A 15,485-nucleotide genomic window follows, 5' to 3' on the forward strand; every position below is an offset into this window, starting at 1 on the left:
GTTTCCGGATTCGACGAGGGGGAAATCCCCCCCCCAAGGGGTTGCCCGTGGGGGAGCGGGCTTGCCCCGCGATGCTGTTTAAGGTCGGGCGTCGAAATTGGCTTTGGCCAATGCCGCCAGATCAGGTGGCAGGAAGTCTTTGTCCGGGTTGTAGTCCGGCTTCAGATAGCGACTCAGGTCGGTCAGGTCCTGCGGGCTCAAGGTGCCCGCCGCCTGCTTCAAGCGCAGGTTGTCGAGGATGTAGTCGTAGCGGGTGTTGTTGTAGTCACGCACCGAGGTGTACAGCTGACGCTGGGCATCGAGGACGTCGACGATGTTGCGGGTACCCACCTGATAGCCGATTTCCGTGGCTTCCAGAGCGCTCTGGTTGGAGATGATCGACTGTTTGCGAGCCTGCACCTGCTCTACGTCGGTGTTGACCGCACGGTGCAGGTTACGGGTGTTTTCCACCACCTGGCGGCGCAGGCTTTCACGCTGCTGCTCGCTCTGGCTCAGGCGCTGATAGGCCTCGCGCACTTGCGAGCTGGTCAAGCCGCCGCTGTAGATCGGAATGTTCAGCTGCAGGCCAACGGTGGTCTGTTCGACGTCGCCGCTGATGGGCCCGCCGAGGTTGGGGTTGGTGAAACCGAGGTTGTCGTTGTCGCCTTTCTGGTACTGCGCTACCGCATCCAGGGTTGGCGCGTGCCCGGCCTTGCGCTGGCGCAGGGTTTCTTCGGCGGCGGTGACGGCGTAGTTGGTCGCTTGCAGGTTGAGGTTCTGCTTACCGGCGGTTTCGACCCAGGACTTGGCGTCATTCGGCACCGGGACCTGTACCGGCAGGGTGTGGCGGATGCCCTGGATCGCATCGTAGTTGCGGTTGGTCAGGGTGATCAGTGCTTCGAACGCGTCATCGACCTGGCGCTGCGCGACGATCCGGTTGGCCCGGGCGGTGTCGTAACTGGCCTGGGACTGCAGGACGTCGGTCTTATCCGAAAGGCCGACATCAAAACGTTCATTGGACTGGTCCAGCTGACGCTTGAAAGCGGCTTCTTCGGCTTTGGTCGATGCCAGGTTGTCCTGGGCGCGCAGCACCGCGAAATAGTTCTCGGCAGTTTGCAGGATCAGGTTCTGTTCAGTGGCCGACAACTCCAGCGCTGACTGTTCATTGACGGCCTCGGCAGCCTGCAACTGGAACCAGCGATCGGCACGGAACACCGGCTGGGCCAGGGTCGCCGACCAGGAATTGCCGCTGCGGTTGGAGGTGATCGATGGATCATCGAGCTTGGTCCGGGTGCTCTGCATCTCGGCACCGGCCGAGAGGTTTGGCAACAGACCGGCACGGGCCTGAGGTACCACTTCCTTTTGCGCGCCATAGTTGGCACGGGCTGCCGCGAGGTCGGCGTTGTTGTCCACCGCCTCCTGATAGACGCTGACCAGATCGGTTTTCGCTGACAAGGGCGCATCTGCTGCCCAGGCCATTCCGTTGATAGCACAAGACACGGCGAGGGCCAGTGAAAGTTTGCGCAGCATAGGGCGATCCTTGAACAATTGAGTGTTTCTGAACCGGTGAGTGTAGATGCGCAGGCACTTTGCAACAATCTGCCAATTCAGCCATTTATCGTCACCGTGTCTGTACTGTTGGCTTTGCAGGTGAGTCCAGTCTAGACTGGGCGCGTTCTTGTCGGGGTGCCTTGCGTTGAGGCTGAGATCGGATAATCCGGATCCCGTTGAACCTGATCAGGTTAGCGCCTGCGTAGGGAACAAGATTTCTCGCTTTCCCGGCGAGTCTCTTGTGTCAGGTCCGGGAATGTCGAGTCAGCCGCAAGTCGCTGCAGGCATCCCCGTACATCTGGCACAGCACCGGTCCCGGTGCGTCCGTGCCTTTCAGGTTCTCCCCCGACATTCCACTGCTAGGAAGCCGTCTGGAGAGCCTGTGATGAGTAAACAAGAAAAATACCTTACCAATCTGAGTGAGTCGGCCCAGGTCGATCAACAGTCCGTACAGCCGTTCACCCGTTCGCGCAAAATCTATGTCGAAGGCTCGCGCCCGGACATCCGCGTTCCTATGCGTGAAATCAGCCTGGACGACACCCCGACCGACTTCGGCGGTGAAGCCAATGCGCCGGTGCTGGTCTACGACACGTCCGGCCCCTACACCGACCCTGCTGTGGTCATTGACGTGCGCAAAGGCCTGAGCGATGTGCGCTCGGCCTGGATTGACGCCCGCGGTGACACCGAGCGCCTGGACGGATTGTCGTCGAACTTCGGCCAGCAGCGCCTGGCGGATGCCGAACTGACCAAACTGCGTTTCGCCCATGTGCGCAACCCGCGCCGCGCCAAGGCCGGCGCCAATGTCAGTCAGATGCACTACGCGCGCCAAGGCATCATCACCGCCGAGATGGAATACGTTGCCATCCGCGAGAACATGAAGCTGCAGGAAGCCCGTGCCGCCGGCCTGCTCAAGCAGCAGCACCCGGGCCACAGCTTCGGCGCCAGCATCCCCAAGGAAATCACTGCCGAGTTCGTTCGTGAGGAGATCGCCCGCGGTCGCGCGATCATCCCCGCCAACATCAACCACGTTGAACTGGAGCCGATGATCATCGGCCGCAACTTCCTGGTGAAGATCAACGGCAACATTGGCAACAGCGCGCTGGGTTCTTCCATCGAGGAAGAAGTGGCCAAGCTGACCTGGGGCATTCGCTGGGGTTCGGACACGGTGATGGACCTGTCCACCGGCAAGCACATCCATGAAACCCGTGAGTGGATCATCCGCAACTCGCCGGTGCCAATCGGTACTGTGCCGATCTACCAGGCGCTGGAGAAGGTCAATGGCGTCGCCGAAGACCTGACCTGGGAGCTGTTCCGCGACACCCTGATCGAGCAGGCCGAGCAGGGCGTGGACTACTTCACCATTCACGCCGGCGTGCTGTTGCGTTATGTGCCGCTGACCGCCAAGCGGGTTACCGGCATTGTCAGTCGCGGTGGTTCAATCATGGCCAAGTGGTGCCTGGCGCATCACAAAGAGAACTTCCTTTACACCCATTTCGACGAAATCTGCGAAATCATGAAGGCCTACGACGTCAGCTTCTCGCTGGGCGATGGCCTGCGTCCTGGCTCGATTGCCGACGCCAACGATGAAGCGCAGTTCGGCGAACTGGAAACCCTTGGCGAACTGACCAAGATCGCCTGGAAGCATGACGTGCAGTGCATGATCGAAGGCCCGGGCCACGTGCCGATGCAGTTGATCAAGGAGAATATGGACAAGCAGCTCGAGTGCTGCGACGAAGCGCCGTTCTACACCCTTGGCCCGTTGACCACCGACATCGCTCCGGGTTACGACCACATCACCTCCGGCATCGGTGCGGCGATGATCGGCTGGTTCGGTTGCGCCATGCTTTGCTACGTAACGCCCAAGGAACACCTGGGCCTGCCGAACAAGGATGACGTCAAGACCGGGATCATCACCTACAAGATCGCGGCCCACGCGGCGGACCTCGCCAAGGGTCATCCGGGTGCACAGATCCGTGACAATGCCTTGTCCAAGGCGCGTTTCGAGTTCCGCTGGGAAGACCAGTTCAACCTGGGTCTGGACCCGGACACCGCGCGTTCGTTCCATGACGAGACCCTGCCCAAGGATTCGGCCAAGGTCGCGCACTTCTGCTCGATGTGCGGGCCGAAGTTCTGTTCGATGAAAATCACCCAGGAAGTGCGTGAGTACGCCGCCAACCAGCGCATCGATGCGGTGGATGTGGCGGTCGAGGATGGTATGCGCGAGCAGGCCGAGCGGTTCCGCCAGGAAGGCAGCCAGTTGTACAAAAAGGTGTAACCGCATCGCTGGGCAATCCCGCTCCCACAAACAAGGTGGGAGCGGGATTGCCCAGCGATAGGTTCCCAAGAACAAAAAAACCTCCCTGTCGAGATCACCCTTGTGAGCACACCCAGCCAGTTTTCCCCTGATCACCCGGTCACCGCCGGGCAACGCGTCCTCAGCGGTCGCGATCTCTGTTCCCTATGGTTCTCCCTGGGCATCGGCCTGATGGTGCTGCAGACCGGCGCCTTGCTCGGCCCGGGCCTGGGCCTGGCAGGCGCGGTGCTGGCTATCATCCTCGGTACCACCGTGGGTGTCCTGCTGCTGGCAGCAGTCGGTGTCATTGGCAGTGATACGGGGCTGTCGTCCATGGCCGCCCTGCGGCGCAGTCTCGGTCGCGACGGTGCGCGGCTGCCAGCGCTGCTCAACTTGCTGCAGCTGATCGGCTGGGGTTCGTTCGAAATCATCGTCATGCGTGATGCTGCCAGTTTGCTTGGCGCCCGCGCCTTCGGTGAAGGCAGCGCGCTGACCAACCCCTTGTTGTGGACCCTGTGCTTCGGCGCCCTGGCCACCCTGTTGGCAGTCAGCGGGCCGTTGACCTTCGTGCGCAAGATTCTGCGCAAATGGGGCATCTGGTTGTTGCTCGGGGCCTGCCTGTGGCTGACCTGGAACCTGTTTGCCAAGGCCGACCTTTCTGCCCTCTGGGCGCGCGCCGGCGATGGCTCGATGTCGCTGGCGGTGGGGATCGACATCGCGATCGCCATGCCGTTGTCGTGGTTGCCGCTGATTGCTGACTATTCACGCTTCAGCCGCCATGGCAGCCGCGTGTTCATCGGCACGGCGCTGGGTTATTTCGTCGGCAATATTTGGATGATGTGCCTGGGTGTGGCCTATACCCTGGCCTTTGCCCCGGCGGGCGAGGTCAATACCTTGCTGTTGGCACTGGCGGGCGCCGGCATTGGTATCCCGTTGTTGCTGATTCTGCTCGATGAGTCGGAAAAAGCCTTTGCCGATATCCATTCGGCAGCGGTTTCCACGGGCCTGCTGGTGCGGGTGAAGGTCGAGCACCTGGCCTTGGCAATTGGCGTGCTGTGCACCTTGATTGCCTGTTTCGCGCCGCTGGCGCAGTACCAGAACTTTCTGTTGTTGATCGGTTCGGTGTTCGCACCGCTATTCGGTGTGGTGCTGGTCGACCACTTTATTGTGCGCCGCCGTCGCAGCGACGCCACTCCGATCCAGCGCCTGCACTGGCGCGCGCTGCTGGCCTGGGCCTGCGGTGTAGCCACCTATCATCTGCTGGCGCACTACGCAGCCGATGTCGGCTCGACCCTGCCCGCCTTGCTGCTGGCAGGGTGCGTGTACTGGGCGGCAGCGCCGTCGGTCAGCCGCGACCGGGAAACAACTCCGGCTTGATCACACCGTTCAGGCGCGGGTAGGGGATCTTCAGTTCGATGTGGCCCATGGAATACGGGGCGATGGCATACACTTCGTACTTGAGCACTACCGCGCCGTAGGTCAGGGCGATGTGTGGGGTCTGGCGGAATGGCCAGGTCTTGACGAATTCGGCGTCCTTGTCCATGCCGGTGCTGATCAGCCAGCCCTTGTGGGCTTCCTCGGCGGTCTTCCAGAAGGTCGCCTCCTGGCCGGGTACCAGCATGTCCTGCAGGGTCAGCACCTTGTCCTGCTGGCGCGAGTAGTTGATGAAGCCGCGCCCGGGCATGCCATGGGCGCCGCCGGTGTCCAGATAACTGGACAGCTCGATGATCACCAGTCCGTCATGCTGTTCGCGTACCTTGGCTTGCAGGTAGCTGCTGTTGCGGGTTTCGGCCGTGGCCATGAACTGGTCTTCGTAGGCTTTGAGCGAGCTGGGCAGGGCGCTGCGCTCGTTATCCTGGGTCATTTGCAGCAGACGCTTCTCGACAATCGCGTCCAGTTTTGGATTGGCCGGGAAGTGAATGGTGTCGATATTGACGAGCGGGCAATCGGCCGTGTTGCAACCGGGCTTGATGTGCTCCCAGCGGTCGCGCTTGACCTCCAGTGGCGTGCGCATATTGGGCTGGAACAGGCTTTGACAAGCGCCCAGGGCCAAGGCCAGCACGGCCACGGTAGTTAGTTTCACAAGCGTCATGATGATCCTTGTAAGGCAAAGGTGATCGGGCTTGGACCGTCGGCAAGGCCTTCAGTTCGCCACTAAGCTGAATATCAGCAGGCTGTCTATCCTCGCAGCCCGGCCGGCAACTTTAAAGGGGTGAAACGTGGCGGTGCGCAGGTTAGGATTGCGCGATGCGGTACACGAGGTAATGAGGATTCCCATGTCAGACACGCTTAAACCTGTACCCACGGACGTCGAAATCGTCGAACGGGTCAACTGCTTCAAAGGCTTTTACCAGCTCGACAGGGTGCGCCTGCGCCACGAACTGTTTGCTGGTGGCATGGGCCGCGAGATCAGTCGCGAGCTGTTCGTGCGTCACGATGCCGTCTGTGTGCTGCCTTACGATGCCGTGCGTGATGAGGTGGTGTTGATCGAGCAGTTTCGCGTCGGGGCGATGGGCAAGGTTGGCAATCCCTGGCTGATCGAACTGGTCGCCGGTCTGATCGATAAAGATGAAGCGCCGGAAGAAGTTGCACACCGCGAAGCGCAGGAGGAAGCTGGACTGGTGTTCAACGCGCTGTGGCCAATGACCCGGTATTTCCCGTCTCCTGGCGGCAGCGATGAGTTTGTGCACTTGTACCTGGGTCAGTGCAGCAGCGTTGGGGCGGGCGGCTTGCACGGGCTGGAGGAAGAGGGTGAGGATATTCGCGTGAAGGTCTGGGCGTTCGAGGATGCCTTGCAGGCCGTACGCGATGGGCTGATTGCCAACGCAGCAAGCATTATTGCCTTGCAGTGGCTGGCTTTGAACCGGGATGAAGTCAGGGGGCTATGGTCGTGAATCTGTTGCGCGAACGCTACCGGGTCGATCTGGTCGGGTTGCAGGCTGCCTGCGAGGCCAACTATGCGCGTTTGATGCGCCTGTTGCCGGACATGCGCAGCACCATGAGTTCGCGCCGGATCGGTATGACCCAGGGTGACCAGATGCTCGGTGTGCTGGTCCTCGATGTGGTGCTCGCCTGTCCCTACACCACCACCCTGCGTGTGCGCCAGGAGCACAGCCTGCCCTGGCTGCCGGTGCCGCAGCTGGAAGTGCAGGTGTACCACGATGCGCGCATGGCCGAAGTGGTCAGCGCTGAGCATGCCCGGCGTTTTCGCAGCATCTATCCCTATCCGAACGCGGCGATGCACCAGCCTGACGAAAAAGCCCAGCTCAACCTGTTCCTGGGTGAGTGGCTCAGTCATTGCCTGGCGTGTGGCCATGAATTGGCCGCAGTACGCTGAAATGTGACGTCCGTCGTTTTCGCCTGTTTGCGCCAACGCAGCTTGCCGCCATAATCGTGCTGAATCCGTTCAAGGAGTCGGCCCTTGCCGCAACAATCCATTCCGCTTGATGATGCGCCGGTACATCTGGTGCAGCTCACCGACAGCCATTTGTTTGCTGACCCGCAAGGTACGCTGCTGGGCATGAACACCCGCGAGAGTCTGCAGCGGGTGATTGAAAAGGTGTGTGAAGAGCAGCCGCGGATCGACGTGTTGCTGGCTACAGGCGATTTGTCCCAGGACGGCTCCGAAGAATCCTACAGGTGCTTTCGCGATCTAACGGCAAGCTTTGAGGCCCCGACCCGCTGGCTTGCCGGTAACCATGATGAACCACTACCGATGGAGCAGGCTGCGCAAGGCACCGATTTGCTCAACCCGCAGCTGGATATCGGTAACTGGCGCATCCTAATGCTCAATTCGGCCGTGCCGGGTTCGGTACCGGGGGTGCTTGATGAGGGCCAGTTGGCTTTGCTTGAGCGGTCTCTGGGGGAAGCACCTGAACGTCATCACCTGATCTGTTTCCACCACCAGCCGGTGCCCATTGGCTGCGCCTGGATGGCACCGATCGGGTTACGTAATGCCGACGCACTGTTTGCCCTGCTGCAGGGTTATCCACAGGTGCGGGGGCTGCTCTGGGGGCATGTCCATCAGGAGTGGGACCAGCTGCGTGACGGCGTGCGCTTGCTGGCCTCGCCTTCCACCTGTATTCAGTTCGAGCCGGGTAGCGAGGACTTCAAAGTCGGTGAGCAGGCCCCTGGCTATCGCTGGCTGCGCTTGCATAGCGATGGTTTGATTGAGACTGGCGTGTCACGGGTGATCGGCTTCGAATTCACGGTCGACTATGAAGGCGACGGCTATTAAGTGTTGCTGAATGGGTGAAACTGCTCCATCTGCCGTCGAACAGGCTAAAATGCGCGCTTTCCTGCCTGGTACCGCCAGGCAATTCACGTGCACCGGGGGCGGCATGTCGGGTTCGATTCTCTATATACACGGGTTCAACAGCGCGCCCTCGTCCAGGAAAGCCTGCCAACTGGTCGCCGTGATGGAGCAGATCGGCCTGGCCGAGAAACTGCGCGTGCCAGCCCTGCACCATCACCCGCGTCAGGCCATGGCCCAGCTCGAGGCCGCGCTTGCCGAGCTCGAATCGCCATTACTGGTCGGCAGCTCGCTCGGCGGCTACTATGCCACCCATCTGGCCGAGCGCCATGGGCTCAAGGCGTTGCTGGTCAACCCGGCGGTCAACCCGCACCAGCGTTTCGACGGTTTTTTGGGTACCCAACAAAACCATTACACCGGAGAGACCTGGGAACTGACCCTGGATCACGTGCAGGCCCTGGCCGAGCTAGAAGTTGCGCCGCCTACCGACGGCAGCCGCTATCAAATCTGGCTGCAAACCGCCGACGAGACCCTGGATTACCGCCAGGCCGAGCAGTTCTACCGGGCCTGTGCCCTGCGTATCCAGGCCGGCGGCGACCACAGCTTTCAGGGCTTCGCCGAGCGCCTGCCAGCCTTGTTGAGCTTTGCCGGTATTGCCCCACAGCAGTACCAATCGCTCGATTTTTCTGTATTTTGATGACTTATTTTCACCCACGACTGACGACGAGTACCCATGGCCATTCCCAGCGCTAGTGCCTATAACGCAGACGCCATCGAAGTCCTCTCGGGCCTTGACCCGGTGCGCAAGCGCCCGGGCATGTACACCGACACCAGCCGACCGAACCACCTGGCCCAGGAAGTCATCGACAACAGCGTCGACGAAGCCCTGGCCGGGCACGCCAAGTCGGTACAGGTGATCCTGCATGCCGACCATTCGCTGGAAGTGTCCGACGACGGTCGCGGCATGCCGGTGGACATCCACCCTGAAGAGGGTGTGTCCGGGGTCGAGCTGATCCTCACCAAGCTGCACGCCGGCGGCAAGTTCTCCAACAAGAACTACCAGTTCTCCGGCGGTCTGCACGGCGTTGGTATCTCTGTGGTCAACGCCTTGTCCACCCAGGTTCGGGTCAAGGTCAAGCGTGATGGCAACGAGTACCAGATGACCTTTGCCGACGGCTACAAGGCCAGCGAGCTGGAAGTGGTCGGTTCGGTCGGCAAGCGCAACACCGGCACCAGCGTGTACTTCTCGCCGGACCCGAAGTATTTCGATTCGCCGAAGTTCTCCATCAGCCGCCTCAAGCATGTCTTGAAGGCCAAGGCGGTGCTGTGCCCGGGGCTGCTGGTCAGCTTCGAGGACAAAGCCAGCGGCGAGAAGGTCGAATGGCACTACGAAGACGGTCTGCGCTCTTACCTGGTCGATTCGGTCAGTGAGTTCCTGCGCCTGCCCGACGAGCCGTTCTGCGGCAGCCTGGCGGGTAACAAGGAAGCTGCCGACTGGGCCCTGTTGTGGTTGCCCGAAGGTGGCGACAGCATCCAGGAAAGTTACGTCAACCTGATTCCTACCGCCCAGGGCGGTACGCACGTCAACGGCCTGCGCCAGGGCCTGCTCGACGCCATGCGCGAGTTCTGCGAGTTCCGCAATCTGTTGCCACGCGGAGTCAAGCTGGCGCCTGAAGACGTTTGGGAACGCATCAGCTTCGTCCTGTCGATGAAAATGCAGGAGCCGCAATTCTCCGGGCAGACCAAGGAACGCCTGTCGTCCCGTGAGGCCGCTGCGTTCGTCTCCGGGGTGGTCAAGGACGCCTTCAGCCTGTGGCTTAACGCGAACCCCGAGCTGGGCATGCAGCTTGCCGAACTGGCGATCAACAACGCCGGACGTCGACTCAAGGCGAGCAAAAAGGTCGAGCGCAAGCGCGTCACCCAGGGCCCGGCTTTACCGGGCAAGCTGGCCGACTGCGCCGGGCAGGACCCGATGCGTGCCGAGCTGTTCCTGGTTGAGGGTGACTCTGCAGGTGGCTCGGCCAAGCAGGCGCGTGACAAGGAGTTTCAGGCGATTCTGCCGCTGCGCGGCAAGATCCTCAACACCTGGGAAGTAGACGGTGGCGAAGTCCTGGCCAGCCAGGAAGTGCACAACATCGCCGTGGCCATCGGCGTCGATCCCGGCGCGGCCGACATGAGCCAGCTGCGTTACGGCAAGATCTGCATCCTGGCCGACGCCGACTCCGACGGTTTGCACATTGCCACGTTGCTCTGCGCGCTGTTCGTTCAGCATTTCCGCCCGCTGGTCGAGGCCGGCCATGTCTACGTGGCCATGCCGCCGCTCTACCGTATCGATCTGGGCAAAGAGATCTACTACGCCCTGGACGAGGCCGAGCGCGATGGCATTCTCGATCGCCTGGTCGCCGAGAAGAAGCGTGGCAAACCGCAGGTCACGCGATTTAAGGGGCTGGGTGAAATGAACCCGCCTCAGCTGCGCGAAACCACCATGGACCCGAACACCCGCCGCCTGGTCCAGTTGACCCTGGAAGACCTGGAAGGCACCCGCGAAATCATGGACATGCTGCTGGCCAAGAAACGCGCCGGTGACCGCAAGAACTGGTTGGAGTCCAAAGGCAATCTGGCCGAGGTACTGGCTTGATCCGTGCCCTGCTGGCAGCAGTCCTGAGCGTTTTTGCCCTGTCATCGCAGGCTGCGCCATGGCCGGAGCTGAAGTTTGTCGCCGAGTATCCGGTCGAGGGTATGCGCGGTGGCAACCTGTCGGGCCTGGCCTTGTGCAAGGGCGAGTTGTGGACGGTATCCGACCGCGATGACGATCTGATCTACCGGCTCAATACCAAGGCGCCGGTCTGGCAGGCCGAGTCGGTGCCCGTGGCTGCACCGCCGGTACCGGACAGCGGCTTGCCCTGGGGCATACGTTCGCGGACCTGGGCTGCTGGCCAGGTGCGCGGTGGTGATCTGGATTTCGAAGGCATCAGTTGTGACGCTGCAGGCAATCGCTATCTGGTCAGCGAGGCGCATGCTGCTGTGCTGCAGATACCGGTCGACGGCGCGCCGAACTGGCTGAAGATCGACCCGAGCATGGTTCGTCAGGCGCGGGCCAGTGGCATGCTCCTGCACTTCAATGCCTTGTTCGAAGGCCTGGCTGTGAGTCCGGCCGGTGACCGCATCTGGCTTGCGGCCGAGCGCGAGCGCCGCGGCCTGCTGCTGATCAACCGGCAGCAGACCGTATGGAATTGCGCGGACGGTTGTGTGCTGCTCAGCGAGGCCGGGGTCGAAATGCAGCCGTCGCAGATGCCGGGTGCCCGCGCGCTGCCGCGGGATTTTGCTGACCTTGCGCTGTTCAACGACAAGCTCTTCACCCTCGAACGCAACGCCCACCGTATCTGTCGGCGCGACGCGGCAGCAGGCAAGGTCGAGCGCTGCTGGTCGTACGCCGAGGGTGCACTGGCTGAGCCGCGTCTGTACACCCAGCCATTTGGCCTGGCCGAGGCCTTGGTGATCGATGCCGAAGGCGCCTGGATTGGCGTGGACAACAACGGCGCGACCCGCAACGATGGCGAGTCACGACCGATTGTCTGGCGTTTCGCCGCGCCGGTTGGCGGCTGGAGTGCCAAGTCGTGAGTCAGCCACCAGGCAAGCGTGCCGGCAGGGTACTGCTGGTCCTGGCCTGGGCGGCCGGATTGTTCCTGGCTACACGATTCTTCGGCGATTGGGAGCAGCGTCAGGCCAATCCCAATACGCAGGTGCGTTCCGAACACGGCGAAGGCTTTATCGAGGTGCAACTGGCAGGTAACGGCCAGGGCCACTTTGTCGCCGATGGTCAGATCAATGGCCAGGCGGTACATTTTCTCCTCGATACCGGCGCAACTGATGTGGCAATCCCCGAGCGGCTGGGTGCAAAGCTGGATCTGCAGCGCGGTACCCCGGTGATGCTCAGTACGGCCAATGGCCGTACCCAAGGCTATCGCACGCGTCTGGACACGCTGCAACTGGGTGACATCCTGTTGCGCGACGTGCGCGCGCTGGTCGTGCCAGGGCTGGATGGCGACCAGGTACTACTGGGCATGAGCGCCTTGAAACAACTCGAATTTACCCAGCGTAGTGGCACCTTGCTGCTGCGCCAGAACCTGAAATGATGAGGCCCGCATGAGCGACTCCCTTGATCTCAGCCTCGATGGCGTAGAGCGCCGGTCACTGGCTGACTTCACCGAACAGGCCTACCTCAACTATTCCATGTACGTGATCATGGATCGCGCCTTGCCGCACATCGGCGACGGCCTGAAGCCGGTGCAGCGACGCATCGTCTATGCCATGAGCGAACTGGGCCTGGATGCCGATTCCAAGCACAAGAAGTCGGCACGTACCGTTGGTGACGTACTCGGCAAGTTCCACCCCCACGGCGATTCGGCGTGCTACGAAGCGATGGTGCTGATGGCCCAGCCGTTCAGCTACCGCTACACCCTGGTCGATGGCCAGGGCAACTGGGGTGCACCGGACGATCCGAAATCGTTCGCTGCCATGCGCTATACCGAAGCACGTCTGTCGCGTTATTCCGAAGTGTTGCTCAGCGAGCTGGGTCAGGGCACTGCCGACTGGGTCCCGAACTTTGACGGTACCCTGGATGAGCCTGCGGTGCTGCCGGCGCGTTTGCCGAACATCCTGCTCAACGGCACCACGGGCATTGCCGTGGGCATGGCCACCGACGTGCCGCCGCATAACCTGCGCGAAGTCGCCAGCGCCTGCGTGCGCTTGCTGGATGAGCCCAAGGCCACGGTCGAGCAGCTTTGCGAGCATATCCAGGGGCCGGATTATCCGACCGAAGCCGAGATCATCACGCCGCGTTCCGAGCTGCTGAAAATCTACGAAAGCGGTCGCGGCTCGGTGCGCATGCGCGCGGTCTACCGCATTGAAGATGGCGACATCGTGGTCACGGCGCTGCCGCATCAGGTTTCCGGGGCCAAGGTACTGGAGCAGATCGCTGCGCAGATGCAGGCCAAGAAGCTGCCAATGGTGGCCGACCTGCGCGACGAGTCGGACCACGAGAACCCGTGCCGGATCGTGATCATTGCCCGCTCCAACCGGGTTGATCTCGACGAACTGATGCAGCACCTGTTCGCTACTACCGACCTTGAGTCCAGCTATCGGGTCAACGTCAATATCATTGGCCTGGATGGTCGTCCGCAGCTGAAGAACCTGCGTGCGCTGCTGGTCGAGTGGCTCGAATTCCGCGTGCAGACCGTACGTCGCCGCCTGAAATTCCGTCTCGACAAGGTCGAGCGTCGCCTGCACCTGCTCGAAGGTTTGCTGGTTGCGTTCCTCAACCTGGATGAAGTGATCCACATCATCCGCACCGAGGAGCAGCCAAAAGCCGCACTGATCGCCCGTTTCGACCTCACCGAAACCCAGGCCGAGTACATCCTCGAAACCCGTCTGCGCCAGTTGGCGCGGCTGGAAGAGATGAAGATCCGCAATGAGCAGGACGAGTTGGCCAAGGAACAAGCCAAACTGACCGCGCTGCTGGGTAGCGAAAGCAAACTGCGCAAGCTGGTGCGTGCCGAGCTGATCAAGGATGCTGAAACCTATGGCGACGACCGTCGTTCGCCGATCATCGAACGCGCTGAAGCTAAAGCCCTGTCGGAAAACGAACTGATGCCAACCGAGCCGGTGACGGTGGTGTTGTCGGAAAAAGGCTGGGTGCGTTGTGCCAAGGGCCATGACATCGATGCTACGGGCTTGTCATACAAGGCCGGTGACGGATTCAAGACTGCTGCAGCCGGGCGTTCCAACCAGTTTGCCGTGTTTATCGACTCCACCGGGCGCAGTTACTCGGTGGCCGCGCACACCCTGCCGTCGGCCCGTGGCCAGGGCGAGCCGCTGACCGGACGTCTGACGCCGCCACCGGGCGCGGGCTTCGAGTGTGTGCTGCTACCGGAAGACGATGCGCTGTACGTCATCGCCTCGGACGCGGGCTACGGCTTCGTGGTCAAGGGTGAGGACCTGCAGGCCAAGAACAAGGCCGGCAAGGCCTTGCTCAGCCTGCCCAATGGCGCCAAGGTCATTGCTCCGCGTGCGGTCGCCGATCGCGAACATAACTGGCTGGCAGCGGTGACGACCGAAGGTCGCCTGCTGATCTTCAAGGTCAGCGACCTGCCTCAGCTGGGCAAAGGCAAAGGCAACAAGATCATCGGTATTCCTGGAGACAGGGTCGCCAGCCGTGAAGAGTACGTCACTGATCTGGCGGTGATTGCCGATGGCGCGACTCTTGTGTTGCAGGCCGGTAAGCGTACGCTGTCTTTGAAGGCCGATGACCTGGAACATTACAAAGGCGAGCGTGGCCGTCGCGGTAACAAACTGCCGCGTGGCTTCCAGCGGGTAGATGCGTTGCTGGTGGAAAATCCCGGATAACCCGGAACAGAGACCTCGAATGGGTAATTTAGCGTCCGTTCGAGGTTGAAACACTGGAGTCGTGCCGCTATTTCGCGGATGATAGGGCCCCTGTGGCACCAGCGTGGCTGTGTGCCCGAATGAATCTATATGAGTATCACTGCGGTTTGCCTTGTGGCGACCGCCTGGATGGGATGATGAAATTTCTGCGCCTTCCGTTTGTTCTGCTGATGAGTGGCGTACTCGGTCTGGCCGGTTGCAGCATGCACCAGCCGGTATCCCTGTATCAGCTTGACAGTGGTGAGCCTGGCCAACCCAAGCAAAGCGCGGGCATGGCTGTCGTGCTCGGCCCGGTATCGGTCGCCGACTACCTGCAGCGTGAGACCCTGCTGCAACGCCAGTCGGATGGCAGCCTGACTGCAGCGACTGATGGTCGTTGGGCCGGCAGCCTGTCGGCGGACATCGATCAGTTGCTGGTTCGTCAACTGGCCTGGCGCCTGGATAGCCAGCGCGTGGTCCTGGCACCGGCCACTAGCGGCTTCACGCCGGATGTTCAGGTCCTGCTGTCGATCACCCGTCTGGATTCCGGCACCAACCAGCCAGCGATCCTCGATGCCCAATGGCGTCTGCTCGATCGCCGTGGCCAGGTCCGCGACAACCGTATCGTTCATCTGGAGCAACAGCACCAGGGTAGCGCTGCGGCCCAGGTTCAGGCTCAGGGCCAGTTGCTGCAAAAGCTTGCCGAGCAGTTGAGTATTGCCCTCAAGCCTCTGGCCAACCAGCCTCCGATTGTTGAAGAAGCACCTAAGAAGGCTGCGCCGGTACAAGTGCGCAAGGAGCCGGAGAAGCCGAAGATTCCATTGGCGACTCCGATTCGCACTGATCTGGAAGTGTTCCGCTTCTAAACAAGTTGCCATAAAAAAGCCCGCAGCGATGCGGGCTTTTTTTGTGGGCGCTGTCCCAGTGGGAGCGGGGGGGTGGCTCAGAGGAAAGGTGTCGGCTCCCTCCTTTCTCTCGGCCAACCAT

General features: G+C 61.5%; 13 protein-coding genes and 1 riboswitch. Of the genes, 11 read left to right on the forward strand and 2 right to left on the reverse strand.

Annotation, left to right across the window (positions count from 1 at the left end; genetic code table 11):
- Positions 1-78: 78 nt before the first annotated feature.
- Positions 79-1,509 carry a TolC family outer membrane protein gene (locus ACO6VD_RS16730; protein WP_400173575.1) on the reverse strand — a complete coding sequence of 477 codons (1,431 nt, stop codon included), beginning with the start codon at positions 1,507-1,509 and terminating at the stop codon, positions 79-81.
- A gap of 142 nt (positions 1,510-1,651) precedes the next feature.
- A riboswitch (TPP riboswitch) is annotated at positions 1,652-1,756 on the forward strand.
- A 159-nt stretch (positions 1,757-1,915) separates the two neighbouring features.
- Between ACO6VD_RS16730 and thiC the strand changes: the two genes are divergently transcribed.
- The gene (gene thiC, locus ACO6VD_RS16735; protein WP_422420689.1) at positions 1,916-3,805 is read left to right on the forward strand and encodes a phosphomethylpyrimidine synthase ThiC; all 1,890 of its coding nucleotides are present in this window, start codon (positions 1,916-1,918) and stop codon (positions 3,803-3,805) included.
- Positions 3,806-3,907: 102 nt separating this feature from the next.
- Positions 3,908-5,200 (forward strand): putative hydroxymethylpyrimidine transporter CytX, encoded by a 1,293-nt coding sequence (gene cytX, locus ACO6VD_RS16740; RefSeq protein ID WP_422420690.1) that lies wholly within the window; start codon positions 3,908-3,910, stop codon positions 5,198-5,200.
- Here cytX and ACO6VD_RS16745 read toward each other — a convergent pair.
- Entirely contained in the window at positions 5,169-5,915 is a 747-nt protein-coding gene (locus tag ACO6VD_RS16745) for an RsiV family protein (RefSeq protein WP_422420692.1), read from the reverse strand. The genes cytX and ACO6VD_RS16745 overlap by 32 nt on opposite strands.
- A gap of 184 nt (positions 5,916-6,099) precedes the next feature.
- Here ACO6VD_RS16745 and ACO6VD_RS16750 point away from each other — a divergent pair, with 184 nt between their 5' ends.
- From ACO6VD_RS16750 to ACO6VD_RS16790, 9 genes are all read left to right on the forward strand, one after another.
- Positions 6,100-6,717: an NUDIX domain-containing protein gene (locus tag ACO6VD_RS16750; RefSeq protein WP_400172680.1), complete on the forward strand. Its 618-nt coding sequence runs from the start codon at positions 6,100-6,102 to the stop codon at positions 6,715-6,717.
- Positions 6,708-7,160, forward strand: a complete 453-nt coding sequence (locus ACO6VD_RS16755; protein ID WP_038615250.1) for a DUF1249 domain-containing protein — start codon at positions 6,708-6,710, stop codon at positions 7,158-7,160. Before ACO6VD_RS16750 ends, ACO6VD_RS16755 begins: the two co-directional genes overlap by 10 nt.
- Positions 7,161-7,244: 84 nt before the next feature.
- The gene (cpdA, locus tag ACO6VD_RS16760) at positions 7,245-8,060 is read left to right on the forward strand and encodes a 3',5'-cyclic-AMP phosphodiesterase (protein ID WP_422420694.1); all 816 of its coding nucleotides are present in this window, start codon (positions 7,245-7,247) and stop codon (positions 8,058-8,060) included.
- A gap of 103 nt (positions 8,061-8,163) precedes the next feature.
- Positions 8,164-8,772, forward strand: coding sequence for a YqiA/YcfP family alpha/beta fold hydrolase (locus ACO6VD_RS16765; protein WP_422420696.1), 609 nt, complete (start codon positions 8,164-8,166; stop codon positions 8,770-8,772).
- A gap of 36 nt (positions 8,773-8,808) precedes the next feature.
- Positions 8,809-10,713, forward strand: a complete 1,905-nt coding sequence (gene parE / locus ACO6VD_RS16770) for a DNA topoisomerase IV subunit B (RefSeq protein WP_422420698.1) — start codon at positions 8,809-8,811, stop codon at positions 10,711-10,713.
- Positions 10,710-11,696, forward strand: coding sequence for an esterase-like activity of phytase family protein (locus tag ACO6VD_RS16775; protein WP_422420700.1), 987 nt, complete (start codon positions 10,710-10,712; stop codon positions 11,694-11,696). Before parE ends, ACO6VD_RS16775 begins: the two co-directional genes overlap by 4 nt.
- On the forward strand, positions 11,693-12,211 hold the full coding sequence (locus ACO6VD_RS16780; RefSeq protein ID WP_422420702.1) for a retropepsin-like aspartic protease family protein: 519 nt from the start codon (positions 11,693-11,695) through the stop codon (positions 12,209-12,211). Before ACO6VD_RS16775 ends, ACO6VD_RS16780 begins: the two co-directional genes overlap by 4 nt.
- 10 nt (positions 12,212-12,221) lie before the next feature.
- Complete coding sequence (parC, locus tag ACO6VD_RS16785; protein ID WP_422420703.1) at positions 12,222-14,480, forward strand: DNA topoisomerase IV subunit A; 2,259 nt, start codon at positions 12,222-12,224, stop codon at positions 14,478-14,480.
- 176 nt (positions 14,481-14,656) lie between these two features.
- Complete coding sequence (locus tag ACO6VD_RS16790) at positions 14,657-15,364, forward strand: PqiC family protein (protein ID WP_422420704.1); 708 nt, start codon at positions 14,657-14,659, stop codon at positions 15,362-15,364.
- The last annotated feature ends 121 nt before the right edge of the window (positions 15,365-15,485 follow it).

The organism is Pseudomonas sp. GZD-222 (assembly GCF_049310525.1).
Classification (GTDB): domain Bacteria; phylum Pseudomonadota; class Gammaproteobacteria; order Pseudomonadales; family Pseudomonadaceae; genus Aquipseudomonas.

Coding starts and splice junctions, on each gene's coding strand:
- ACO6VD_RS16730 (WP_400173575.1), bottom strand. CDS start 1,509: ATGCTGCGCAAACTTTCACTGGCCCTCGCCGTGTCTTGTGCTATCAAC.
- thiC (WP_422420689.1), top strand. CDS start 1,916: ATGAGTAAACAAGAAAAATACCTTACCAATCTGAGTGAGTCGGCCCAG.
- ACO6VD_RS16745 (WP_422420692.1), bottom strand. CDS start 5,915: ATGACGCTTGTGAAACTAACTACCGTGGCCGTGCTGGCCTTGGCCCTG.
- ACO6VD_RS16750 (WP_400172680.1), top strand. CDS start 6,100: ATGTCAGACACGCTTAAACCTGTACCCACGGACGTCGAAATCGTCGAA.
- ACO6VD_RS16755 (WP_038615250.1), top strand. CDS start 6,708: ATGGTCGTGAATCTGTTGCGCGAACGCTACCGGGTCGATCTGGTCGGG.
- ACO6VD_RS16765 (WP_422420696.1), top strand. CDS start 8,164: ATGTCGGGTTCGATTCTCTATATACACGGGTTCAACAGCGCGCCCTCG.
- parE (WP_422420698.1), top strand. CDS start 8,809: ATGGCCATTCCCAGCGCTAGTGCCTATAACGCAGACGCCATCGAAGTC.
- parC (WP_422420703.1), top strand. CDS start 12,222: ATGAGCGACTCCCTTGATCTCAGCCTCGATGGCGTAGAGCGCCGGTCA.
- ACO6VD_RS16790 (WP_422420704.1), top strand. CDS start 14,657: ATGAAATTTCTGCGCCTTCCGTTTGTTCTGCTGATGAGTGGCGTACTC.